The following is a 22,480-nucleotide window of genomic DNA, read 5'->3' as shown; positions in this document are numbered from 1 at the left end:
AGTACGCCCGTTGCTCGGCGAACGTGAGGCGCAGGTCAACTTTGTTGGTCGCACCAGCACGCAAGCGTCGAGCAACGGGCGAAACCCCGCCATTACCCCTTGCGCTCCTCAGCAATCTCGTGGCGAGCAGTGCGTACGGCGTCGCGGTAGTCCTCGGCGGGCACGTCGTACAGGCCGCTTTCCTCGGTGTCATCCACGAGAACTTGCAATGCCTTGCGCCGCTCCACAGTCCGCTGCGACTGGTAGTCGAGCAGGTCACCCAACTCCACGCGCCGGTGACGGCTGCCCTCGACGGTCTCGAAGGGGATCTTGCCGCTCTCTAGCAGTTTGATGAGCGTGGGGCGGCTGATGCCGAGGTAGTCGGCGGCCTCCTGAGTCGAGAGCTTCTGATCGACCGGAGCGACCACGACTGCACGGTGAGCGCACATGGCTTCCACGATCTGTGTCAGCGTGCTGTAGACCTCCAGCGGGAGGGGGATTTGCTCACCGTCGGGGCCGAGGAGCGTGGCGGGCTCATCGTGGTGGTCGAGGAACTTCGACAGGTCCATGAGGGCGTCGAGGTTGGTGGCGTCTGTCGGAGGGAAGAACGTTCCTTTTCGGCGGGGTGCGGTGGCGGTGCTCATGTAGCCAGTTTGCCGACTAATCGAAATAACCGCAATGCCTGATGATGGGCTGTGGATAGTCCACGGCTACCCACGCGTGCCGACGGTGCTCACCGGAGGCGGTGATCATCGCCGCGTCGTTGGTGTTGCGTGCCAGGCTGCGGCGGATTCCGGCTGAGGTCCGATCGCGACGATCCGCGGGAGTCCCTGAGCAGCGGGGGAGCGCCACAGCCTCCCACGCACGTGAGCCCGTCGAACCAGGCCGGCCGTCCACCTGTCCGGGCCGCGAGTGCGGCCGAGATGCCGTACCACGGAAACCCGCGCATCGTGGCGAGGCGCGGACGAGAGGCGTCAGCGGCGCCGGGCGGTCGGGGCCAGCTCGTGGGCGCCGTAGCTGTTGTCGTCGGGGTTGACGGTCACGCCGGGCGCGACGATCTCATCGATCCGGTCCAGGACGTCGGCGGAGAGGGGGGTTCCGGCGGCGGGCAGCTGGGACTCCAGCTGGTCCATGGTGCGCGGGCCGATGATCGCGCTGGTGACGCCCGGGTGGCGGATGACAAACGCGATCGCCAGCTGCAGGAGCGGGATCCCGGCGTCCTCGGCGAGCAGGGCCAGGGTCTCCACGGCGTCCAGCTTGCGGAGGTTCGCGGGCGCGGTCATGTCGAAGCGGGCGCTGGGCCGCGCCGAGGAGGTAGGCCGTCCCGCGGAGTCCTTCCGCCAGCGTCCCGACAACCAGCCGCCCGCGAGGGGGCTATAGGTCAAGGTGCCCATGCCGTGCCGCTGCACGGCGGGCAGGACGTCCTCCTCGATGCCGCGCACGAGGATCGAGTACGGCGGCTGCTCGGTGACGAAGCGCTCGAGCCCCCGCTCGCGGGCCGCCCACTGGGCCTCGACGATCTGCGAGCCGGAGTAGGACGAGGAGCCGAGGTATCGGACCTTGCCCTGCCGGACGAGGTCGGTGAGCGCGCCCAGGGTTTCCTCGACGTCGGTCGTGGCCGAGGGGCGGTGGACCTGGTAAAGGTCGATGTAGTCGGTGCCGAGCCTGCGCAGGGAGTCCTCGACGGCGCGCATGATGTACTTGCGCGACCCGCCGGAACGGTTGGGACCCTTGCCCATCGGCATGAAGAACTTCGTGGCGAGGACCACGTCGTCGCGTCGCCCCTGCAAAGCCTTCCCGACGATCTCCTCGCTCACGCCCGCCGAGTAGACGTCGGCCGTGTCGACGAAGTTGATCCCGGCGTCGAGCGCTCGATGGATGATGCGGATGCTGTCGGCCTTGTCGTCGTTGCCCCATGGGCCGAACATCATCGTGCCCAGGGCGAGGGGGCTGACGGACACGCCGGTGCGTCCGAGCCGGCGGTATTCCATGGGGGCTCCTTCGATCGGTCAGGGGCGGACGAGGACCTTGAGGGCCTCGCGGTCGGCCATCGCGCGGTATCCGTCGGGAACGCCGTCCAGGTCCACGGTGCGGTCGAAGACGCGGCCGGGCTCGATCGTCCCGTCCAGCACCAGCGGTAGCAGCGTCGGGATGTAGGCGCGGGCCGGGGCGACGCCGCCGGTCAGGGTCACGTTGCGCAGGAAGCCGCCGAACCCGAACGGCACCCCGGAGTACTGCGGAGCGCCGACCCGACTGATGACGCCGCCGTCGCGGACGATCGCGAACGCTGTCTCCAGCGCGGGCTTCAGCCCCACGGCCTCCAGGACGACGTGGGTGCCGTCGCCGCCGGTGAGCTCGGTGACCCGGGCGATGCCGTCGTCGCCGCGTTCGGCGACCACGTCGGTGGCCCCGAACTCGCGGCCCAGATCGGTACGTGCCTGGTGGCGGCCCATCAGGATGATCCGCTCGGCGCCGAGCAACTTCGCCGAGAGCACGGCCGAGAGCCCGACCGCGCCGTCACCGATCACCGTCACGGACTTGCCCGGGGCGACGCCGCCGGTGACGGCAGCGTGGTACCCGGTCGACATCACATCCGAGAGCGCCAGCAGCGACGGGATCAGCGCCTGGTCGAATCCGGCGGGGACGACCACGAGGGTGCCGTCGGCCTGCGGGACACGGACCCGATCGCCCTGGCCGCCGTCGTTGGCGCCGCCCCAGTGGGCCCCGTGGCGGCAGGAGGTCTGCAGGCCCTCCCGGCAGAAGTCACAGGTCCCGTCGGAGGCGACGAACGGGGCTATCACGAAGTCGCCGACGGCGACGCCGGAGACCTCAGCGCCGGTCTCCTCGACCACGCCCACGAATTCGTGGCCCATCCGGCGTGCCGTCTCCGAGGCCGCCATGGATGCGTAGGGCCACAGGTCCGATCCGCAGATGCAGCCGGCGACCACGCGGACGACCGCGTCGGTGGGCTGTTGGATCACCGGGTCGGGGACCGTCTCGATGCGGACGTCCCCGGCGTGGTGCATGACTGCTGCGCGCATGTGCGTGTACTCCTGATGTCATTCGGTTCTCGGCGGCCGGCCCAGGACTGTCCGTGGTCGCGGCCTCCGGCTGAATCGGTGGGTGCACCCCGCCGGTCTTCGCCCTCAACTATTCGACCGCGGATGAGGATCGGGAGGAAGCTACTGCCAGTACCTCCCATCCGGGCCTCACGCGGCCGCTCCGGCTGCGCGCCGGTGCTCAGTCGAGCAGGTCCAGGCCAGTCAGCCTCAGCTCCTCGACGTCCAGGCGTGTCTGGATTCTGCGGGCGACGGCGTCGTCGATGGCCCCGTCTCGTTTGAGCCTGAGCAGTACCCGCGCTTGCGGGCGAGCACCGCCAGCCGCAGCCGTGACTGGTCGTCCGCGACGCCTATCGGCGCGGCGCCGCTTTCGTTCTCTTCGCGCGCATTGGAACGGCGGTCAGCGTCGTCGGGATCGTTGTCGCCTTCCACTAGATGGTTGATTCCTTGGACGCGGTCAGTGGTCGTACGCGATCAGGGATCGTTTGGTGGTGATGCCGGTGGTCCAGTTGTGCCAGATGCCGGCGGACATCGCCAGGAGGCGTTGACTCACTCGGGCGAACACTCCGTGGGTGGTCCGGCCGCCGTGTTTCTCCAGGCCGAGCTGCCCTTTGAGGGTCTGGTTGACCGATTCGATCCACTGCCGCACCCCGCCGAGGTTGCCGTTGCGGTAGGTCTCGTCCTTGCGGTCCGGGCGCAGCAACCGCAGGCCCATCGCGGCGGTTGTGGCAGCGAACGTCTTTCCGGAGAAGCCCTTGTCGGCGAGCAGCACCTGCCCGGAGCGGATGAGGTGGTGATCGCGTTCGAGCAGCGCGGTCACCACCTCGCGTTCACCGATCTTCGGATGCGCCAGGCACCACATGATCGGCATCCCGTCGCCGGCGCACACCAGATACAACTTCAAGCCCCAGTAGAAACGCGAGTGTGACGCGCAGTAGCCGTATCCGGCGTGCCCGGCCAGGCCGGACCGCTTGACCGTTTCCCTTGACATGCCACACGGAACCGGGGTGGCGTCGGTGATCCACAGGTCGTCGAACCACGACGGTGAGAGCCGTGCCACCGCCTGAATTGTCTTGCACAGCAACCCTCGTGCCGCCCTGACACGCTTGTTGTAGTCGGACTGGCCCGGCAGATACGGGAACAGTGCGCGCAGTTGCTCGTTGCCGTGGACGTGCCGGATCCAACGCCGTTCACTGTCGAACCCGAGCAACACCTGCGCTACCGCGAGCGTGAGCAGTTCGGCATCGGAGAGCAGCGGGCGCCAGCCGCGTCCCGAGCGGGGTTCGACGACGTGGTCGTCGATGAGGACATAGAGTTCAGTCAGGAGGGTTTCGAGTTCTTTCGTCACACATTGATCTTGAAGCCCTCCGCCTACCTCGTTGCCGACGGCACCTTCAAGGAATCAACCATCTAGCGGGGGCTTCGTGAACTCGAGGTGTCGGTGGTAGTCCTGGCGGAGCTGCTCGCGCGCGTGCGTGCCGATGCCGAGTTCATCGGCCAGCTCGTCGATCGCCGCGACGGCGGCGCTGCTCAATGCTCGTTCGGCGAGTTGCTCCTCCTCCTGCTCCTGCGCGTCCTCGGGCAGGCGCGCCCAGCGCACGATGACCGGGAGGAGTGGGCCCTGCACGAGCAGGGTCAGCAGGATCACTCCGGCGGTGACGAAGACGATCTCGTCCCGCCCGGCCAGGGCATCGCCGGCGTCGGTCGTGACGGGCACGGCGAGGGCGATCGCCAGGGACACCGCGCCTCGGAAGCTCGCTGCGGAGCTCACCATGCGGGCGCGATAGGTCATGCGGCGTTGCCGCTGGGACGGGCGTCGATCCAGCAGCCGGATCACCGTGATGCTCAGCGTTTCGAAAGCGAAGCGGACCACCATGAGGATGATCCACACTGCGATCGTGATGGCGGTGAGCCGGCCGACGGTCTCGGCGGAGATGTCGCGGACGACAACCTGCGCCTCGATGCCGATCAGCACGAAGAGCGCGCCGTTGAGGAGGGTCGATCCCAGCGGCCAGACCGCCTCGGTCTGGGCGCGCGAAGCCGCGGTGCTGATCCGCGGGCCCGCGTAGGCGACGATCAGTCCGGAGGTAACGACCGCCAGCACACCGGAGGCGTGAATCAGCTCCGCTGACAGGAACGCGGTGAAAGGTACGAGCAGGAGCGCGATGTTGATCACCAGCGCTTCCGTCAGTCGCCGCATCACCGAGACGGCGAGCAGCCCGACCACGACGCCGGCGGCGATGCAGCCCACGTACGACAGGGTGACTATCGCCGTGACGTCCAGCGGCGTATAAGACCCGCCGGTCGCGAGCCCGACGGCGATCGCGTAGACCACCAGCGCCGTGCCGTCGTTGGTGAGGCTCTCGGCTTTCAGGAGCGTGAAGTTGCGCCGGGGCAGCATCCGGCCGGGCGCCGCCACCGCGGTCGCGTCCGGAGGCGCGACCGCTGCACCGAGAATGAGCGCGGCCTCCCACGGCAGGCCCATGAGGTGCGCGATGCCTGCGACGGCGAAGGCGGTCGCCACCACCAACAGGGTGCTCAACAGGACGATCCCGCGCAGGTCGCGCCGGATCGAGCGCAGCGAGGTGGTCAGGCTCTCCCAGAACAACATGACCGGCAGGAACAGCAGGAGCACCGTCTCGGGCGGCAGCTGTACGTCTCGCACCTCCGGTACGAAGGCAAGCAGGATGCCGAGCACCACCAGGGCGAGCGGCGTCGCGATCCGCAACCGCGGCGCGAGGAGCGTCCCTGCCAGGACCGCTGCCCCGAGCAGTACCGTGACCTCCAGTCCGTCCATTCCTGGCTCCTGTCCATCACCATCAGTCAACCGGGCGGATCACCACGTCGAGGCGACGGTGTCCTGTGCGATATGGCCGTCCGGCGTCCGCTCGAACCTCATCGTCAGCCGCAGTCGCCACGTCCCGTGGCCGCCCCATCAATCCTCGGCCCGGTCGAACAGGTGAACCAGGTACCACGGGTATCCCTGTGCGCACCGGCATCGGCCGGGAACCCGCCGACGTGGCAAGGTCCGACCCGTCGATGCCTGATCGACGGGTCGGACGACGCCGCTCAGCGTGACATAGATGTCGAAACAGTGGAATTGGGTGAGTGCGAGCGCCCGTCCCCGGTCGTTCCGTGAGGTCGAGACGGTCTCAGGAGGGGCGCGGTGAGTCGTCGAGGCTCCGCTGCGCCGGCCGGTCAGCGTGCAGGCTTGCCAGCAGCGCGAGGGTATCTGCCTATGGGCTGCCGGGTTCCGCGCTGTAGATGATCATCGTCAGGCCGGCGTCGGCCGTCAGTTCCATCGGCTCGTAGTTCAGCTCGAGGAGTTCACTCGCTGAGGCGCACACGTCGAAGGGAGGTACTGACGGTGTCTGGTAACGGCGCTCACCGCCGGACGAGGATGTGAGGGCAGGGATGGACGAGGCGGGGATCGCTTCGGACCTCACAGATCGAAAGGGGACAGAGGGAACATCATGACCAGTGTCATCGTCGCCATCGGGGCGGGTCTGATCGAGCAGGCCATCGCCCGCCGGGTGGGCTCCGGCAAGCATGTGCTGCTGGCCGACGTGCGCCAGGAGAACGCCGACGCCGCTGCGCGGGTGCTCGCCGACGCGGGGTTCGAGACGAGCACCGCCGTGGTGGATGTCTCCTCCCGCGACTCGGTGCACGCGCTGGCCGAGACCGCCACCGGCCTCGGCGAGGTCACCGGCGTGATCCACGCCGCCGGAGTCTCGGCCAGCCAAGCAAGCATCGCCCAGATCCTGCACGTCGACCTGTACGGCACCGCCCTCGTCCTCGAGGAGTTCGGCCGCGTGATCGCCGCGGGCGGATCCGCCGTCGTCATCTCCTCGTAGTCCGGGCATCGCCTCCCGGCGCTGTCTGTGGACCAGGACCGGGCGCCGGCGACCACGCCCGTCGACGAGCTGCTCGCCCTGCCGATGCTGCAGGCCGGTCGGCTCAGCGACGGCCTGCACGCCTACCAGGTCTCCAAACGCGCCAACGTGCTCCGCGTGCAAGCCGAGGCCGTGCGCTGGGGCGAGCGTGGGGCGCGGGTGAACGCGATCAGCCCCGGCATCGTCATCACCCCACTCGCCCGTGACGAGCTCAACGGCGCGAACGGTGCCGGCTACCGACGGATGATCGAACTCGCCCCCGCCGGCCGCGCCGGCACCCCGGACGAGATCGGCACCGTCGGCGAACTGCTCATGACCGAGCGCGGCGCGTTCATCACCGGCAGTGACGTCCTCATCGACAGGCGGCGGCACCGCGTCGTTCTTTTACGGCTCGATCTCCGGCCAGGCCCCGACCCCGAAGGACTGACAGTGACGCCCGAGAACTCCACGGCCCTCATCGTCGGCGCGACCGGCAGCATCGGCCGCCACGCCGTCTCCGAGGCGCTCCGCCAGGGCTACGACGTGCGCGCCCTCGTCCGCGACCGCAACGGAGCCGAGCGCCTGCTGCCGGACGGAGTCGAGTTCGTCGTCGGCGACCTCGCCCGTCCTGACACGCTCGACGCGGCCGTCGACGACGTCGACGCGATCGTCTTCACACACGGCTCGAGCACCCGGGAGTCCGACGTCCGCGACATCGACTACGCCGGCGTCGCGAACGTGCTCGCCGCGCTCGCCGGCCGGCCGGTGCGGATCGCGCTGATGACGGCCGTCGGCACCACCCGTCCCGGCGTCCCCTACGCGGCCTGGAAGCGCCGCGGCGAGCGGCTCGTCCGGGCCAGTGGCAACGACTACACGATCGTCCGCCCCGGCTGGTTCGACTACAACGACGCCGACCAGCGTCGCATCGTCATGCGCCAGGGCGACACCGCCCAGTCCGGCGGACCCGCCGACGGCGTCATCGCCCGCGACGAGATCGCCCGAGTGCTCGTCGACAGCCTGAGCTCCGACCCCGCGAACCGGAAGACCCTCGAGCTCGCCGCGGAGAGGGGTGCGGAGCAGGACGACCTCGCCGCGGTGTTCGCTGCGCTCCGTCCCGACGAACCCGGGGCGCTGGACGGCGTCCTGGACACCAACACGGTGCCGGTGGATGACGAGCCCGCACGGTTCCGCGACGATCTGTCACGGATCGCCGGAGGAAGCCAGTAATCAGGAGCGGGTCCTGGCCGAGACGCCGGGCCCCAGCCCGGCCCGGGCCAGATCCTCGTCCGCAACCGGGCGTCGGCGACGAACAACGCCGACCTGCTGATGCTCGCGAAGGCCGATCCCACGAGCGGGGGCCCTGGCCGGTAAGACCATCCACCCGTTCCTCTGTCAGAATGTGCCGGCCACGGATTGCATGACTCTCCATTCACCATCCACTTTGGCCAGGCGGGCGGTGCCGGTGAGGTTCCACACCCGGCGGGTCCCGTAGATGGTGGCATCGATGCTGGTGCGACTCTCGATGATCGCGGTGTCGCCATCGATGGTCAGTTCCCATGCCACCTCTTCGCTGGAGTGGTATTGTATCTGCCCGCTGCTGATGTCGGCGAGCCATTCGTCCTTCGGCTGGACGTAGCCGCTGATGTTGAGTGGCTGTGAAGCCGTCATCGAGGAGACGATCCAGCGTCTCCACGTCGTCGGCGAGTACGGACGCCCAGTGGCGTGGACGTCCGGAAGGGACGGTTGAGCCAGGCACCACCGGTGCACCTCTTACTCGATCGCGGCTTCCAACCGGTCGAGTGCGGCGCGCCCGGCTGATCCGGGCGAGGCCGAGTACACAAACAGCAGCAAACCCTCGTCTCCGCCCAGTTCCATCGCCTCGTAGTCAACCTCGACGTCTCCGACGACCGGATGACGGATGAGCTTCGTGCCGCTACGACTGAAGCTGACCTCGTGTGACGCCCACAACTGCCGGAATTCCGGCGACTGCTCGTTGAGATCGGCGATCAGCGCATTGAGGTCCTCATCGACCGGGTACCGGCCGACCGCATAGCGCAGCATGGCCGTGGTCTCCCAGGCTCGCTGGTCCCAGTCCCACCACGAATCCTTGGACGCCCGGTTCAAGAACAGTTCCCTCGGGTAGTTCGCCGTCGAGCCTGCATTGGGGGTATCGGAACGGTACAACTCCAGCATCAACGGGTTGATCGCCAGGATGTCTACGATCGAGTTCTGGACGAAGCAGGGCACCCCGCGGGTTTGCTCGACCATCGCCCGAACCGACGGACGCAGCACAGTGGTCGAGCGCGTCCGCTGCGAAACCAATATCCCGGCCCGGCCCTGATCGACCAGGTCGAGCAGATGGCGGCGCTCAAACTCATCAAGCCGCAGGGCACCCGCGATCGCCTCCAGCACCTGATCGGACACCCCCGCCAACTGGCCGCGCTCAATCCGGTTGTAGTAATCGACGCTCACGTTGGCCAGCAGCGCAACCTCCTCGCGACGCAGTCCCGGCACGCGCCGGCGACCACTGACCGCGAAACCCGCATCCTCGGGGCTCACCGCGGCGCGCCGCGACCGGAGGAACTCACCTATGTCGCCGCCCGTCATGACCTCACTTTAGGGTGCCCTGCCAGGACACGGATCAGCACGACCTTCCAGACGCCGGTGGCAAACGCGTTTCCTTGAAGGTGTCGCCGCTCCCGTCCGAACGGAGCCGATCGACGAGTCAACCCGAGGAGAACAGAATGAACAACCAAGTCGTCGTCGTTACCGGAGCCGGCTCGATGGGTCTGGCCATCGCCCGCCGCGTCGCCCAGGACCGCACCATTGTGCTGGCCGACATCAACCGGACCAATCTGGATGCCGCCACGACCCTCCTCACCGGCGAGGGCTACCGGGTGACAACCCACGTGGTCGACACCTCTGATCCCGCCTCGGTGGCCACACTGGCCGCCGACGCCGCCGCGCTCGGCGATGTGCACACGCTGATCCACACCGCTGGGGTCTCGCCCAACCTCGCGCCCGCACAGAAGATCATCGCGGTCGATCTGATCGGCACCGCTCACGTCCTGGAGCAGTTCGGCAAGGTCATCGCCGACGGTGGTGCCGGTGTCGTGATCGCCAGCCAGGCCGGCCATATGGGCGATCCGCTCTCCGCCGACCTGGCAGATTCCTTGCGCGTCACCCCCGCCGCGGAGCTGGCCGACCTCGAGTTCATCGCCGCGATTGATGACCCCGGCATGGCGTACGGCGTCGCCAAGCGGGCCAACTCGCTGCGGGTCCAGGCGGAGTCAGTCACCTGGGCCGACCGCGGCGCCCGGCTGAACGCGATCAGTCCCGGAGTGATCTGCACCCCACTCGCCATCCAGGAGATGGACGGACCCAACCGGGCCGGCTACGAGAACATGATCACCACCAGCGCAGCCGGACGTATGGGCACCCCCACCGAGATCGCCGAACTGGCCGCGCTACTGCTCGGCGAGAACGGAAGGTTCATCTCCGGCGCCGACTTCCTGATCGACGGAGGCGTCATCGCCGCCATCGCCACCGGACGCTACACCCTCGGCGGCTGACCCCGGCCGCCCGGACCGCGGTCGCCGTCGCGACCGCGCTGCGCGCTGAGGAATGAGGTCGGCTGCTTCGTGGATACGGGAAGGATCGAACCGTCCACGGCGGATCGTCACCTCCCGACGGGTGGGGAGGGCGAAGCCGCCAGAGCCACAGAGGCCGGTCGCACCGATTTTCTCCCCGTCCACGAACGCGCGGTCGCCGAGGTAGACGACTCCGGCGTGGAAGCCAGTCGGTGTACACGTCTTTGGCCATACTCAGAGCGGTCCAGGACTAGGTGTAAGTCTCATCCAGGATGCTCATGCGTTCACCGTGCCCGGCACCGAGCTCACGGGCTCACGGGCTCTTCGCCGTCGGCCTGGTACCAGCCGCCGCCGCCGCCCGTGCCGTGGTGGATGTGCCGGTTGTTGCGGCAGCCCCACGCTCCCAACCGTCACGATATGGTCGGCGTGATGGGCCGCGCCGGCGCAGCCGGAAACAACGCGTCCATGGAGTCGTTCTCCGGCCGGCGGCGGGGCGTCGTGGGTTTACCGGAACAGGCCGGAGTCGCGGGCCGTGGCGACAGCGGCCGTGCGGGAGGAGACGCCGAGTTTGGTGTAGATGTGCACGAGGTGGGATTTCACCGTCGCTTCGCTGATGTGCAGGCGCGTGGCGATGTCGTTATTCGTCGCGCCGCCGGCAACGAGGCGCAGAACTTCGAGCTCGCGGGTGCTGAGGCCGGGCCGCGGTGAGCGCATCCGGGCGAGTAGGCGGCCCGCGATCGCGGGGGCCAGGGCGGTCTCTCCCGCGGCGGCGGCGCGGATCGCGGCGATCAGCTCATCGGGTGGGGCGTCTTTGAGGAGGTAGCCGCTCGCGCCGGCCTCGACGGCGCCGAGGATGTCACCGTCGGTGTCGTAGTTCGTGAGCACCAGCACCGCCGGCGGTGCTGGTAGGGCGCGGATGCGGCGGGTGGCATCGGCACCGGTCTCCGCCGTCCCGAACTGCAGGTCCATGAGCACGACGTCCGGCCTCAGGTCGGTCACGAGGGCGACGGCGTCGTCGGGTGTGGCGGCTTCGCCGATCAGGTCGAGATCGGGGTCACCGGCAAGCATCGCACGCAACCCCGCGCGCACCACGGGGTGATCGTCGGCGAGCACGATCCGGATCATGGCCGTGTCCTGCTTTCCGTCGGGAGCGGCAGCCGGGCGGTGACCTCGCTGCCGTGGCCGGGGGCCGAGGTGATGGTGAGGGTGCCGTCGAGTTGTTCGACCCGCTCGCGTATGGCGTGCAGTCCGAACGAGCCGGCCTCGGGGGAGTCAGCGACCGCGGTGGACACATCGAAGCCGTGCCCGTCATCGCGCACCACCAGTGATACGGCGTCGTCTGCGGCGAGTGCGATGGTGATCCGGGTGGCGTTCGCGTGACGGATCGCGTTGGACAATGCACCCTGAGCGATGCGCAGCAGTGCGGTCTGGGTGCCCATCGGGAGGGCGAGGTCCTCGGCGGTCACCTCGATCGGGACCGATGCGCGGTCGGATTGCTCCTGGCCGAGCCTGCGCAGCGCGGCGGCGAGGCCGTCGTCGAGACGGGCGGGGGTGAGTTCGCGGATGATCTGCCTCGTGTCGACGAGGCTGTCGGCCGCGGCCTCGCGGGCCGTTCTCAGATACCCGGCGCCGGGTTCGGGGGTGTCGCGTTCGGCGGCCCGCAGGAGCATCTGAATCGAGGAGAGCCCCTGGGCGACGGTGTCGTGGATGTCGCGGGCCAATCGTGCCCGCTCAGCCAGCGCGCCCTGTTCGCGCTCGGTGTCGGCGAGTTGCTGCCGGGTGTGGATCAGTTCGGTGAGGAGTCGTTCGCGTTCCTCGGCTTCGCGGGTGAGCGCGCGATAGGCCAGCCCGATGAGCAGGGCGACGCCGGCGCCGATGAGCGGGCCGATCACCCCGCCCACGCTGAAGCCGAGGTGCAGGCCTAGCGCGAAGATCGCGAACGCGGTCGTGACCACGATCGCCGCGACCCCGCGCGGGCCGGGCAGGACGTGAAGGTAGAGGAAGAAGAGGGGGAAGACCAGGTAGGCGCCCTCGGGGCTCAACCATGTCAGCACTGCCCACAGCAGCGTGAGCGCCGCCGCCCAGCCGACGGCGAAGCCGCGCCGCGGGATCTTCGTCCGGAGCGCGCGGGCGGCCCCGGCGCCGGTGAGGTAGACCGCGACGAATGCGATCCCGACAGTCAGTACCCATACGGCGGCCGGGGACGAGACGACGAATGCGCGCAGCACGGCGAAGCCCGCGAGCCCGATGAGCAGAGCGTGCAGGCCGAGCCGGAGACCGGTGAACACCGGGGCGAGGGTGGAGTGCGGCATGACAATCCCCAGCCTATGCGAGTCGGTTTCCCCGGCCATCAACCGAAAGGTTGACCGCGAATCCCATGATTCGGGCGATGCCGGCCCTTGCCTCCGGAGACGAGGGTTGAGGGGTGGCTCGTGCAGAGTGCGCGAGGGGAAAGGTACTCATCGTGTTCGTCGCGTGGAGAGAGCTGCGGTTCGCCCGTGGCAGGTTCTTGCTCATCGGGGCCGTCGTCGCCCTGATCACCCTGCTCGTCGGGTTCCTCTCGGGGCTGACCGGAGGGCTTGCCGCCCAGAACATCTCCTCCGTGCTACACCTGCCCGGCGACCGTCTCGTGCTGCAGCAGCCCCAGAGCAGCGCACCGAGCTACGCCACCTCCTCCCTCGATCCGGACACCGTGCGGGCGTGGGAACACGCTGACGGGGTCACGTCGGTGACACGGGTCGGGATCGTCCAGTCGCGCGCATCGGCCGACGGCACCGACGACCCGACCGGTGTCGCGCTCTTTGGGCTACCGCCGGATGCTTCGGGCACCGGATCGGGCCCGCTGGTCGACCTCACCCCCGCCCACGACAACGAGGTCGGTCTCTCCGCCGGAGCGGCCGAGGACCTCGGCGTTGAGGTCGGTGACACGATCTCGATCACCGGTACCGACTTCACCGTCGCCTCCATCGGCGGGGACCTCTGGTACAGCCACACCCCGGTCGCCGTCATGTCGCTGGACGCGTGGAGTGCGGCCGGCAAGCGTGTCGGCGGCACCGGGGAGGCGACCGTCCTCGCCGTCACCGGCGACGCGGACTGGGCGGCCATCGGTTCCGAGACCGGCACGGTCGCCCAGACACGACTGTCGAGTCTGACCGCGCTGGAGGCGTTCCGGTCCGAGATCGGATCGCTCGGGCTCATGATCGCCATGCTGTTCGGCATCTCCGCCCTCGTCGTGGGTGCGTTCTTCACCGTGTGGACGATGCAGCGCGCCGGCGACATCGCCGTCCTCAAGGCGCTCGGCGCCACCACCGGTTCACTTATACGAGACTCCCTCGGCCAGGCTCTCATCGTCCTGGCCGCCGGGATCAGCGTTGGACTCGCCGCCGTGCTCGGCCTCGGCATGCTCGCGGGTCGGGCGCTGCCGTTCATCGTCAGCCCGCTGACCACCCTCGCCCCGGCCGCCGTGATGGCGGTACTGGGTCTCGCGGGAGCCGCGTTCGCGCTGCGCTCGGTCACCAAGGCCGACCCGCTCACCGCCCTCGGGAGCAACCGATGATCGAACTGCAGGACGTCACCCTCACCTTCCCCGACGGCCAGAACCGCATCACCGCCGTCGACCATGTCACCCTCCGCGGCGACAACGGCACCGTCACCGGCATCACCGGACCCTCCGGATCGGGCAAGTCCAGCATCCTGGCCGTCGCCGCGACCCTGATCCGCCCCGACTCCGGCGGCGTCCTCATCGGCAACGACACGGACACTGTCGACGCCGCCCAGCTGTCGAGGACCGCCGCGACCACGCTGCGCCGCGAGCGCATCGGCATCGTCTTCCAGCAGTCCAACCTGCTCCCCGCGCTGACCGTGCGTGAGCAGTTGCAGGTCATGGCCCGGCTCGGCGGGGCCGCCGTCCGGAACAGGCGGGTGAAGATCGATGCCCGTGTCGGGGAGTTGCTCGATGCGGTGGGCCTCACCGAGCACGCCGACAAACACCCTCACCAGCTTTCCGGCGGGCAACGCCAGCGGGTCGCGATCGCCCGCGGCCTCGTACACGACCCTGAGGTTCTCCTGGTGGACGAGCCCACCAGCGCCCTCGATCAGGAGCGCGGTGCCGAGATCATGCAGCTCATCGCGCGGCTTACCCACGAGCGTGGCACGGCCACACTGCTCGTCACCCACGACCTGATCCACCGCGATGCCCTCGATGCCCTCGTCGCCGTCGTCGATGGCCGGATCACCACCTCGGTCGCCGCCCTGCCCGCCACCACGCGCCGAGTACGACAGCGCGGGAGGGAGATGGTGTGCTGTTGTGGATGAGAATGCGATATGTCAACCCGCATCGGGGATTTGCCGGCGGGGAACCCGGGGGGTCGGCGGTCCGCATCCGGCGTACGCGGTGTTGCTGTTGACGGCTGTTTGCGGGGCGTAGGTGTACACTGCGGCGACGGATTTTCCGGAGACCATCACATACCGGTCGGGACGAACTACTGCCGCTCGCTGGCCGGCGTCCGAGAGCCATTGTCCGAGAGATGATCCGGGTTCCAATTCGATGACGTCCGTGCCGCGTCGGGAGAGTTCGGTTCGCTGGTCCGACCTGGGTGGATCGAGGGTGACCAGGGCGAATCGGGGGCCGACGATGTCGTCGAAACGGCTTTCGCCGTCGACAAGGGCATTGGGGCACAGGGTGCCGGCCAGTTGCCGCGACGACAGATGCGCGACTGCGGGACGAAGTGTGGCGGGCAGGGCGGCGGCCGACCGCGGGCGAACGAACGCCGACGGCGGCAGCGGCGCGGTCGTGCTGTCGACAGCCTTGGCGGCCAGTGACGGAACGTACTGGGTGCGAGGTACGATGACGCGGCGCAAAGTGTTTCCGGTTCTTCCGCCACTGGTCATGATGACCCCGACCGTCATCGCCAGCCGGATGAGGCCGACGGTGTGTGGTTTGCGTTCGGCCTGGTAGCTGGCGAGCGCGTCCGGGCCGAGTGTCCCGTTCAGCACGGCCGCGAGCTTCCAGGCGAGGTTGTGTGCATCCCGGAGTCCTGAGCCGAGACCTTGGCCGATGAACGGGGGTGTCAGGTGTGCGGCGTCGCCGGCCAGCAGGATTCGGCGGTCGTGCCACCGGTCGGCGACTCGCGCCCGGAAGGTGTACTCGGTGCTGCGCACCAGCCTCACGTCGGTGTGGTCGTCGCCCAGCCACGGCCCCAGCAGTGGTGCCAGCGTGGTCAGGTCCTGGTAGTGGTCGGCGGTTTCGGAGTCGTGCAGCCGGAATTCCCACCGGTACCGGGTGTCGCCGATCCGCATGAATGTGCCGGCCCGGTCGGGGTCGCAGATTTGATAGACGCCGTCCCACGCGTGCAGGTCGCGGGGCGTGTCGATGTCGACGACCAGCCAGCGTTGGGTGAAACCCAAATCTTGCCAACGGCTTCCGATCTTGCTGCGCACGATACTGTTGGCTCCGTCGCAGCCGATCACGTAACGTGCACGCAGCACGCGCCGCTCGCCGGAGACCCGGCCGGCGGTGAGCACCCGGACCCGGTCACCTTCGATGAGGACATCGAGTACCTCGGTGTCGGGGACGAGGGTGACCAGGTCGCGCTCGGCGACCGCCGCCCGCAGTACCGCCTCCAAGTCGGGCTGGTCGTACATCGACGCACTGCGAAAGCCGTGCCGGCCGACCGGTTGGTCCCGTCGATACTCGCCGAGCGTCCGCAGTTGCGCGTCCACCAGACGCAGACCATGCCCGGCACGCGAGATCTCCGCGAAGGCGTCGGCGACACCGATGTGACCGAGGATGCGCAGCACCTCGTCGTCGAGGTGCACGGCCCGGGGCTGCGGGTAGATACCCGGCCACCGTTCGACGATCGTCGACGCGATCCCGAGGTCGGCCAACAGCGCCGCGGCGGTGAGTCCGGTCGGCCCCGCACCGACGATCAGAACCGTTGTGTCGACCGTTGATTCAGGCATATCTGACCACCGTGCGCTGAGTACCCAGATCGAGGGCGCCGTCGGCGGTGGCGGCGGTGAGTTCCACGACGTCTCCGTCCCGCAAATACTTCGGATTATTGCTCTGCCTGTCGAAGAAGGTCTTCCACTTGACGTGCGGCGGCAGCAGCGACCCGATGATCTCCACGACCTTTGCCGGCGCACTCAGCGCGGTACCGGCGGGGGTGCCGGTCAGCAGGACGTCGCCCGGGTCAAGTCGCTGAAAGCCCGACAGTCCGGTTACCGCCGCCAAAGGTGAGAACACGATGTCGTCACCGATCACCATGTCCTGGCGTACTTGACCGTTGACTCGCAGCGTCAGGTGCAGATCGCCGAACCGGTCCAACTCTCCGGCCTCCAGCAACACCAGCCGCGGCCCGAGCGGAGTGAACGTCGGATACGACTTGGCCTCGTAGAACTGGGTTTTGGGCAGCTGAAGGTCGCGCGCCGATACATCGTTGGCGATGACGACACCGGCGACGTACTCGGCCAGGACTTCCCTGGTGACCGGTGTCCCGACCGGGAGCGACTTGCCGAACACCAGACCGATCTCGATCTCGTAGTCGAGGAGTGTCACGTGTACGGGTTTGACGATGTCATCGTACGGTCCGGAGATCGACCCGGACGTCTTGCGGAAGAACGTCAGTGGAACGGTGTCCGGGTTCATTCCCGAATCGGTTATGTGCGACCGGAAGTTGGTCATCTGCGCGACAATCCGGCACGGCGCGCTCACCGGTGAGATCGGTTCGAGGAGCGCGACGTCGGTGAGGTCGCCGGTGCCCGATGCGGCGGCGTCGACGGCGGTACGGTCGGTGAGAAGTTCGGCGGTGGTGCTCGCGGCGGTGTCGACGCGGCGGGCGGCGGTGGCGTCGTCGGTGAGCACCCACCAGGCGTCGGCGGTGCGGAGGACGGAGATGCTCATGCGTTGGGTACCTTCAGTAGGCCGAGCAGGCGTTCGGCGTCGAATTCGTTGTCGGGGGTTGCAAGGGCGCTCAGGATCGAACGCACCTCCTTCATCGATCTGGTTCCTGGCTTGACGCCGAGGAAGTCGGCGGTGGCCGGTGGTCCCCACTGCGCCAGACCCGACGCGGTCATCGGTGCCCAGCCCGGGTTCAGTGAGCAGTCGAACAGGTCGCCGTCGGCGTAGTGTTCCACCAGGAATCCGTCCGGATCGCGCCAGTAGTCGAAGATCTGGCTTCCCTGGATGTGCCGGCCGATGCCCCACGACCGGTAATGGCCACGGCCACGCAGGAATTCGCCACCACGAGCAAGGGTATCGAGGTCGGCAACCTGGAATGCCGAGTGCACATAGCGATTCGACGGCCCGAGCGTCATCGCCAGAGTGTGGTGATCGGCGGGCGTGTCGCCGCGGTCGCAGCGGATGAAACTCATCACCGGTCCCCGGGCGCGTTGTCCCGGGTAGAACAGGAAGTCACTGACGATCAGCCCGAGATGTTCGAGGTACCAGTTCAGGGTTTCCAGGTAGCGGTTCGATTGCAGGACGATATGTCCGATGCGCTGCACCTGCGCCGGTGCCAATGGGGCGCGTTGGGTGGTGTTGACCCGGGCGGGGTGGTCGCGAAAGTTGTACTGCCGTTCGGCGGTTGCATCGGGGAGCGCCGGGTGAGTGATCGCCCCCGATATCACGCGGACCCGGGCGCCGCCGGGGTCGGCGGCGGTGACGGCGATGCCGCCGAGTGTATCGGGCAGTGGCCGGGGTGCGATGCCCAACCGGTTCGACAGCCGGAGCAGGTCGTCGTGATCGGCGGCGTGGAACGCGGGGCCACGGAAGACCGACCGACGGCCTTTGCGCACGATCACACACGGCGGCCCGGGTAGCGAGCCACGCAGATGCAGTTCGTCGTCGGTGTGCAGGGTAGGTGTGAAACCGAAATCGGCAGCGAACGCCGCGGTCCTGGGCAGGTCGGGTTTCTCGAACTCCAGCCAGGCCAGCCCGGTGGCTTTGATCACGGGATTGGGGTGCCTGCCGGGATGCTCGCCGGGCAGCGCGCCCTGATCGACGTGCAGTCCGTGGTGGACGTCGTGGTCGACAGGCATTGCCGCACCACCTTTCGCAGAGACAACTACTAACTGACGAAATCGTCACATATGAGCCCAGGGTTGGTCAAGGGATTCTGACGAAATCGTCATAAATGATGTTCGCTAGCATCGAGGTGGATGACGGAGGAGATGTCGATGGCCATCGGGAATGAGGCGACGCCGACTCGTGTCGACCGGCGCAAAGCCGCGACTCGTGCCGCGCTCATCGGTGCCGCGCAGAAACTGCTGGCCGAGGGGCGCCAGAACGTGCCGGTCCTGGAGATCACCACGGCCGCCGACGTCGGCATGGGTTCCTTCTACAACCATTTTTCCAGTAAGGAGGAGCTGTTCGAGGCCGCTGTCCTGGCGGCACTTGATGCGCACGGCGCGATGATGGACGCCTACTGCGCCGACCTCGACGACCCGGCCGAAGCGTTCACCCAGAGTTTTCGGCTAACCGGACGCATGCACCGCCGGCTACCCGAACTGAGTCTGGCCATCCTGCGGGCGGGAGGGGGTCTGGCCTACGCCGAGCGTGGTCTGGCCGAACGTGCCCGCCGCGACATCGGAGCCGCCGCCGCCGCGGGCCGGTTCGACGTCGCCGACCTGGACGTCGCAATGATCGGGGTGGTCGGCAGTGTTGTGGCGTTGGGGCAGTTCCTGCATGATCACCCCGACCGGGACGACGCTGTCATCACCGACGCGGTGACCCGCACCCTGCTGCGCGGTTTCGGGATGAGCGCTGCCGACGCCGAACAACTCTGCGACCGGTCGCTGCCGGATCCAGCTTGATATAGAGACGTGCTTTGGCTGGAGTACAGGTGCCACCAGGTGGCACCTGTACTCCGTGTTGGCCTGCCGGACAATCGCGATCGTGGTGTGGTCGGCGGCCGCGGCCCGGGTGACGCAGCGAGGCCGCGCATGTCTCGGCCGGCGCCGTGTCGACGTTCGACGGCGCGCCGCGGGAGATGGTTGAGCGCGATCAATCGAGTGTCTGCGTCCGAGGGCTCTCCGGTATGCCGAGTGGCCGCGGCTCACACTTGTTAGTGTAGCGGTCACTACATTAAGGTGGGGGCTACTCAACCCGACCCTGAGGAGCGCCCGCAATGAGTGACGCATCCGTTCGAGCCGGCACCGATTCGATCGAGCAGTTGGCCGAGAGCCTGCATGAAGCCCTGATCCGAGCACGTCCGGTTCCGCCGCTCACCGAGCGGAATCCCGCGCTCGGGGTCGCCGACGCCTACGCGATCCAGCAGATCAATCTCGGCCGTGCGTTGGCCGCCGGGGCCACGTTGGTGGGTCGCAAGATCGGCCTGACTTCCGAGCCGATGCAGAAGCTGCTCGGCGTCGACGAACCGGATTTCGGATACATCCTCGACTCGATGCTCGTCCCCGACTGCGGGACAATCGTGAGGTCGCGTATGTGCGCTCCGCGGGTGGAGCCGGAGATCGCTTTCCGTCTGTCACGACCGCTGTCGGGTCCAGGCGTCACCATCGACGACGTTCTGGACGCAACGGAATACGTAGCCGCCGCACTGGAGATCGTCGACAGCCGGATCGCCGACTGGCGAATCACCCTGCCCGACACGGTGGCCGACAATGCCAGCTCCGGGATGGTGGTGCTCGGCTCGTGGGTGGACATCAAGGACGTGGCTTCGCTCGGCACCGTCGCGGCCTCGTTTGCCGTCAACGGCGTGACCATCGACTCCGGGCTCGGGTCGGCGGTGTTGGGTCATCCGGCCGCGGCGGTGGCCTGGCTGGTCAACGCGCTGGCGCCCTTCGGTACCGGAATCGAGGCCGGACAATTCGTCATGTCCGGTTCGATCACCGGCGCCTCTTTTGTGGACACCGGTGACACGGCATCGGCCCAGCTCGCCGGCCTCGGCACCGTCTCCGTCCACTTCGCCTGAGGGAGAAGAATCATGTCCGACAACGTATCCGCGCCGGGAGACTACCCGGTTGCGATCATCGGCTCCGGCAATATCGGCACCGATCTGATGCTCAAGATCATCGCCGGGGCGGGACCGCTGCGAGTGGCCGCCATGGTCGGTATCGACCCGGCATCCGACGGGTTGGCCCGTGCGCGCGGGTTCGGCATCACCACGGTGTCCGACGGAGTGGAGGGACTGTTGGCCCTTCCCGATTTCGACGCCGTCCGGCTCGTATTCGATGCGACTTCGGCCGGTACGCACCGGGCCAACTGGGCCGCACTCAAGGACAGCGGGGTGCGAGTCCTCGACCTCACCCCGGCATCGATCGGCCCCTACTGTGTGCCGGTCGTCAACCTCGATGAACACCTGGACGAACCCAATCTCAACATGGTCACCTGCGGTGGGCAGGCGACGGTCCCCATCGTCGCCGCCGTGGGCGCGGCGGCACCAGTGGCCTATGCGGAGATCGTGTCGGCGATCTCGTCGCTGTCGGCAGGTCCCGGCACCCGCGCGAACATCGACGAGTTCACCGAGACCACGTCGGCGGCGCTGTGCGCTGTCGGCGGCGCCGGACGGGGCAAGGTGGTGATGATTCTCAACCCGGCTGATCCGCCGATCATGATGCGTAACACCGTTTTCTGTCTCGTCGAGGGATCGCCGGACCATCATGCGATTGAGAAATCGGTCCAGGAGATGGTGGCGCGGGTGCACGCGTATGTGCCCGGTTACCGGCTTACACAGGACGTGCAGTTCGAAACCTTCGGCGTCGACGACCCACTGTTCATCCCTGAAACGGGAAAGTTCGTGGGTACCAGGGCCACGGTCGTGCTCGAAGTCACCGGCGCCGCCCACTACCTGCCCGCGTATGCCGGAAACCTCGACATCATGACCTCCGCGGCCATGGCGACCGCCGAACGAATCGCACGCCACGCCAACGCAACCACCCGGTCGGGAGCACACCGATGAATCCTTCACCACAGATCTACGTCAGCGACGTCACCCTGCGCGACGGCCAGCACGCCGTCCGCCACCAGTATTCGATTGAGCAGATGGTCGCCATCGCCACCGCACTCGACCGGGCAGGCGTCGATTCCATCGAGGTGGCCCACGGCGACGGGCTGTCCGGGTCCAGTTGTGTCTATGGTTTCGGCGCGCACACCGACCTCGAATGGATCGAAGCGGTTGCCGGTGCGGTCGACAACGCCGCGGTGGCGACGTTGCTGCTCCCCGGTATCGGTACGGTCGGCAATCTCAAGGATGCCTACCGCGCCGGTGCGCGTATCGTGCGTGTCGCCACGCACTGCAGCGAGGCCGACATCTCCGCCCGGCACATCGCGGCCGCCCGCGAATTGGGTATGGACACCGTCGGATTCCTGATGATGAGTCACATGATCACCCCCGCGGACCTGGCGGAGCAGGCGGCGAAGATGGAATCCTACGGCGCCACCTGCGTGTACGTTGTCGATTCCGGCGGTGCGATGACGATGCCCGATATCGCGAGCCGGGTCGACGCGCTCCGCCGGACATTGGATGCGGCCACCGCCATCGGTATCCACGCTCATCACAACCTGAGTTTGGGTGTGGCGAATTCGATTGTCGCGGTGGAGCACGGCGCGACACGCGTGGACGCCTCCCTGGCCGGGATGGGTGCGGGCGCCGGTAACGCGCCGTTGGAGGTGTTCATCGCCGCCGCCGCCCGAATGGGTTGGGAGCACGGCTGCGACCTGCATGCACTGGAGGACGCCGCCGACGACATCGTCCGGCCGCTGCAAGACCGTCCGGTCCGCGTAGACCGCGAAACACTCACCCTCGGCTATGCCGGGGTGTATTCCAGCTTTCTGCGCCACGCCGAGAATGCCGCCGCACGCTTCGACGTCGATGCTCGCAGCCTGCTGGAGGAAGCCGGGCGGCGTGGGATGGTGGGCGGCCAGGAGGACATGCTCATCGACATCGCACTCGATCTCACGAGGTAGTGGCCCGAACGGCGACCGGCCAAGGACGCCGACGCGATCAGCGTCACGGTGAGGGAG

At 68.0% G+C, this 22,480-nt stretch carries 21 protein-coding genes and 1 pseudogene; 9 read left to right on the top strand and 13 right to left on the bottom strand.

Going from position 1 to position 22,480, the window contains the following annotated elements; genetic code table 11:
• Positions 1-92: 92 nt before the first annotated feature.
• The 6 genes from GII31_RS16055 to GII31_RS16030 all read right to left on the bottom strand — a co-directional run bounded on the left by GII31_RS16055 (position 93) and on the right by GII31_RS16030 (position 5,835).
• Positions 93-623, bottom strand: a complete 531-nt coding sequence (locus GII31_RS16055) for a helix-turn-helix domain-containing protein (protein WP_213244404.1) — start codon at positions 621-623, stop codon at positions 93-95.
• Between the two features lie 330 nt (positions 624-953).
• Positions 954-1,970: an aldo/keto reductase gene (locus tag GII31_RS16050; protein WP_213244403.1), complete on the bottom strand. Its 1,017-nt coding sequence runs from the start codon at positions 1,968-1,970 to the stop codon at positions 954-956.
• Positions 1,971-1,988: 18 nt separating this feature from the next.
• Positions 1,989-3,020 carry a zinc-dependent alcohol dehydrogenase family protein gene (locus GII31_RS16045; RefSeq protein WP_213244402.1) on the bottom strand — a complete coding sequence of 344 codons (1,032 nt, stop codon included), beginning with the start codon at positions 3,018-3,020 and terminating at the stop codon, positions 1,989-1,991.
• Positions 3,021-3,248: 228 nt separating this feature from the next.
• Positions 3,249-3,470, bottom strand: coding sequence for a hypothetical protein (locus tag GII31_RS16040; RefSeq protein ID WP_213244401.1), 222 nt, complete (start codon positions 3,468-3,470; stop codon positions 3,249-3,251).
• A gap of 25 nt (positions 3,471-3,495) precedes the next feature.
• Positions 3,496-4,386: an IS982 family transposase gene (locus tag GII31_RS16035; protein ID WP_260840032.1), complete on the bottom strand. Its 891-nt coding sequence runs from the start codon at positions 4,384-4,386 to the stop codon at positions 3,496-3,498.
• Between the two features lie 54 nt (positions 4,387-4,440).
• Positions 4,441-5,835 (bottom strand): Na+/H+ antiporter, encoded by a 1,395-nt coding sequence (locus tag GII31_RS16030; protein ID WP_213244399.1) that lies wholly within the window; start codon positions 5,833-5,835, stop codon positions 4,441-4,443.
• Positions 5,836-6,511: 676 nt separating this feature from the next.
• On the opposite strand from GII31_RS16030, the pseudogene GII31_RS22640 reads away from it, so the two are divergent.
• Positions 6,512-7,231 (top strand): annotated as a pseudogene (locus tag GII31_RS22640) (SDR family oxidoreductase); the annotation flags it as partial.
• 12 nt (positions 7,232-7,243) lie between these two features.
• On the top strand, positions 7,244-8,137 hold the full coding sequence (locus tag GII31_RS16020; protein ID WP_353735613.1) for an SDR family oxidoreductase: 894 nt from the start codon (positions 7,244-7,246) through the stop codon (positions 8,135-8,137).
• A gap of 165 nt (positions 8,138-8,302) precedes the next feature.
• Here GII31_RS16020 and GII31_RS16015 read toward each other — a convergent pair whose 3' ends face one another.
• Both GII31_RS16015 and GII31_RS16010 read right to left on the bottom strand, forming a co-directional pair.
• A complete protein-coding gene (locus tag GII31_RS16015; RefSeq protein WP_213244397.1) occupies positions 8,303-8,578 on the bottom strand; it encodes a nuclear transport factor 2 family protein in 276 nt (91 codons plus the stop codon).
• Positions 8,579-8,680: 102 nt separating this feature from the next.
• Entirely contained in the window at positions 8,681-9,517 is an 837-nt protein-coding gene (locus GII31_RS16010) for a helix-turn-helix transcriptional regulator (RefSeq protein ID WP_213244396.1), read from the bottom strand.
• 137 nt (positions 9,518-9,654) lie between these two features.
• Between GII31_RS16010 and GII31_RS16005 the strand changes: the two genes are divergently transcribed.
• A complete protein-coding gene (locus GII31_RS16005; RefSeq protein WP_260840031.1) occupies positions 9,655-10,482 on the top strand; it encodes an SDR family oxidoreductase in 828 nt (275 codons plus the stop codon).
• A 522-nt stretch (positions 10,483-11,004) separates the two neighbouring features.
• On the opposite strand, the gene GII31_RS16000 is transcribed toward GII31_RS16005, so the two are convergent.
• On the bottom strand, positions 11,005-11,625 hold the full coding sequence (locus GII31_RS16000) for a response regulator (RefSeq protein ID WP_213244394.1): 621 nt from the start codon (positions 11,623-11,625) through the stop codon (positions 11,005-11,007).
• Positions 11,622-12,812 (bottom strand): sensor histidine kinase, encoded by a 1,191-nt coding sequence (locus GII31_RS15995; RefSeq protein ID WP_213244393.1) that lies wholly within the window; start codon positions 12,810-12,812, stop codon positions 11,622-11,624. Before GII31_RS15995 ends, GII31_RS16000 begins: the two co-directional genes overlap by 4 nt.
• Before the next feature lie 152 nt (positions 12,813-12,964).
• On the opposite strand from GII31_RS15995, the gene GII31_RS15990 reads away from it, so the two are divergent.
• Positions 12,965-14,056 (top strand): ABC transporter permease, encoded by a 1,092-nt coding sequence (locus tag GII31_RS15990; RefSeq protein WP_213244392.1) that lies wholly within the window; start codon positions 12,965-12,967, stop codon positions 14,054-14,056.
• The gene (locus GII31_RS15985) at positions 14,053-14,814 is read left to right on the top strand and encodes an ABC transporter ATP-binding protein (protein ID WP_213244391.1); all 762 of its coding nucleotides are present in this window, start codon (positions 14,053-14,055) and stop codon (positions 14,812-14,814) included. The genes GII31_RS15990 and GII31_RS15985 overlap by 4 nt, the downstream gene beginning before the upstream one ends.
• 12 nt (positions 14,815-14,826) lie before the next feature.
• Here GII31_RS15985 and mhpA read toward each other — a convergent pair whose 3' ends face one another.
• From mhpA to GII31_RS15970, 3 genes are read right to left on the bottom strand one after another with little or no spacing between them, the layout of a single operon-like run.
• A complete protein-coding gene (gene mhpA / locus GII31_RS15980; RefSeq protein ID WP_213244390.1) occupies positions 14,827-16,461 on the bottom strand; it encodes a bifunctional 3-(3-hydroxy-phenyl)propionate/3-hydroxycinnamic acid hydroxylase MhpA in 1,635 nt (544 codons plus the stop codon).
• Entirely contained in the window at positions 16,454-17,401 is a 948-nt protein-coding gene (locus GII31_RS15975; protein ID WP_213244389.1) for a fumarylacetoacetate hydrolase family protein, read from the bottom strand. Before GII31_RS15975 ends, mhpA begins: the two co-directional genes overlap by 8 nt.
• Positions 17,398-18,537, bottom strand: a complete 1,140-nt coding sequence (locus GII31_RS15970; RefSeq protein ID WP_213244388.1) for a VOC family protein — start codon at positions 18,535-18,537, stop codon at positions 17,398-17,400. The genes GII31_RS15975 and GII31_RS15970 overlap by 4 nt, the downstream gene beginning before the upstream one ends.
• 138 nt (positions 18,538-18,675) lie before the next feature.
• Here GII31_RS15970 and GII31_RS15965 point away from each other — a divergent pair, with 138 nt between their 5' ends.
• The 4 genes from GII31_RS15965 to dmpG all read left to right on the top strand — a co-directional run bounded on the left by GII31_RS15965 (position 18,676) and on the right by dmpG (position 22,423).
• Positions 18,676-19,311: a TetR/AcrR family transcriptional regulator gene (locus GII31_RS15965; protein WP_407649829.1), complete on the top strand. Its 636-nt coding sequence runs from the start codon at positions 18,676-18,678 to the stop codon at positions 19,309-19,311.
• Positions 19,312-19,625: 314 nt separating this feature from the next.
• The gene (locus tag GII31_RS15960) at positions 19,626-20,429 is read left to right on the top strand and encodes a 2-keto-4-pentenoate hydratase (RefSeq protein WP_213244386.1); all 804 of its coding nucleotides are present in this window, start codon (positions 19,626-19,628) and stop codon (positions 20,427-20,429) included.
• Positions 20,430-20,441: 12 nt separating this feature from the next.
• Positions 20,442-21,416 (top strand): acetaldehyde dehydrogenase (acetylating), encoded by a 975-nt coding sequence (locus tag GII31_RS15955; protein ID WP_213244385.1) that lies wholly within the window; start codon positions 20,442-20,444, stop codon positions 21,414-21,416.
• On the top strand, positions 21,413-22,423 hold the full coding sequence (dmpG, locus tag GII31_RS15950; protein ID WP_213244384.1) for a 4-hydroxy-2-oxovalerate aldolase: 1,011 nt from the start codon (positions 21,413-21,415) through the stop codon (positions 22,421-22,423). The genes GII31_RS15955 and dmpG overlap by 4 nt, the downstream gene beginning before the upstream one ends.
• Positions 22,424-22,480: the final 57 nt, after the last annotated feature.

The sequence above is a fragment of the Gordonia pseudamarae genome (genome assembly GCF_025273675.1).
Lineage (GTDB): Bacteria > Actinomycetota > Actinomycetes > Mycobacteriales > Mycobacteriaceae > Gordonia > Gordonia pseudamarae.
The sequence above is the reverse complement of the archived record's forward strand: the minus strand, read 5'-3'. Positions and strand labels throughout refer to the sequence as shown.